We start from the raw sequence: 1,277 nt of genomic DNA, 5'->3' as shown, positions 1-1,277 counted from the left end.
GTCGTCTAATCAGTCAATATCTGGATCAGATGGGGTCTTTGTCGTCTTCGTAGTCATTTTTTAGATGCTACAACATGTTGCCAGACGTCGTCTTCATTCCTATGTGATTCCCGCAGGGGTATTGCCCTGCAAAGCGTGTCCCGGAATTGAAGTGTACGACGAGCTCAATCTGATTTGATTATGACTTTTCGTTCTTTAATTTACCGCTTTAAGACGTTCATTATAAAATGTCTCTGATTTCCACATACTTAACATCAATGTCGTCAGTTTTCGAGCCAGGGCAACAATAACCTTCTTGTAACCCATCCTGCGTCGGAGTCCATTTGCCCATATTGCCAGGCTTGTATCAGTACCATAACGCGTTAACAGGCAGGATGCTGCTTCGTAGATAAGCGTGCGTGTCATTCTGTTTCCCTGCTTTGAGATTCCCCCATTTCTGTCAACTTCGCCGGATTGATACTTTTTGGGCGTTAATCCGAGGAAAGCTCCTGCATCGCTGACCCGTCTGAAGCGAGAGGGGTCGTCAATTGACGTTTTAAAACTTAATGCTGTCAGAACACCCACACCCGGAATAGATTGCAATATCTGGCAAACCGGATCTTTTCGGGCTAATTTTTCTAGCATGTAGTTAAATTTTCTTATTTGCCCGGAAAGATGTTCCCAAGTATCAAGCAACATAATAACTGCAGGTTTAACTGTTTCCAGCGAAGGTGATGACTCGAGTACGGCACGTTCAAAAACACTATTTTTCCCGGGTGGAAGAACAACCCCGAATGTTTTCAAAAGTCCGCGGATCTGATTCGTTACGGCAACACGAAGCTGGACCAATTTTTCCCGGCTGGTAAGAATGAGTCGTTGTTGATGGCATTGAAGACTTTTGACATGTACTGGCTTGTACCAGCCGGAAAGAACCAGTCTTGCTATACCAAAAGCATCATTTTGATCGGTTTTATTTAACTGCATAGATAAAGCCGCATGAACATGTCGTGCGTGGATACAGTCAACGTCCAGACCAAAATTCCTGAGAGAATGGTAAAGCCAGACGCAAAGCGGCCCTGTCTCCAGACCCACTTTCGACTTATCAAATCCTTCAGAAAAGAGATAATCAGCTATAACACCAGGATGCGTATCGACGTTAACCATCCGAATTTTATTACCGTTATGGTCTATAACGCAGATGCTTGTTTTCTTCTGGGAAACATCAAGTCCAACGAAAGTTTTCATGGCAATCACCTCAGATATCACAGACTGGGATCGTATTAAGATTACAGCATGTG

Annotated in this window: 1 protein-coding gene; it reads right to left on the bottom strand. The window is 43.9% G+C overall.

Going from position 1 to position 1,277, the window contains the following annotated elements:
* Positions 1-195: 195 nt before the first annotated feature.
* Positions 196-1,224, bottom strand: coding sequence for an IS110 family transposase (locus EVX52_RS25055; RefSeq protein ID WP_129955538.1), 1,029 nt, complete (start codon positions 1,222-1,224; stop codon positions 196-198).
* Between the last annotated feature and the right edge of the window lie 53 nt (positions 1,225-1,277).

This window comes from Rahnella sp. CFA14(1/10), assembly GCF_004195095.1.
Lineage (GTDB): Bacteria > Pseudomonadota > Gammaproteobacteria > Enterobacterales > Enterobacteriaceae > Rahnella > Rahnella perminowiae.
The sequence above is the reverse complement of the archived record's forward strand: the minus strand, read 5'-3'. Positions and strand labels throughout refer to the sequence as shown.

Bases quoted from the DNA above. Each gene is read 5' to 3' on its own strand.
- EVX52_RS25055 (WP_129955538.1), bottom strand. From the start codon at position 1,224: ATGAAAACTTTCGTTGGACTTGATGTTTCCCAGAAGAAAACAAGCATC.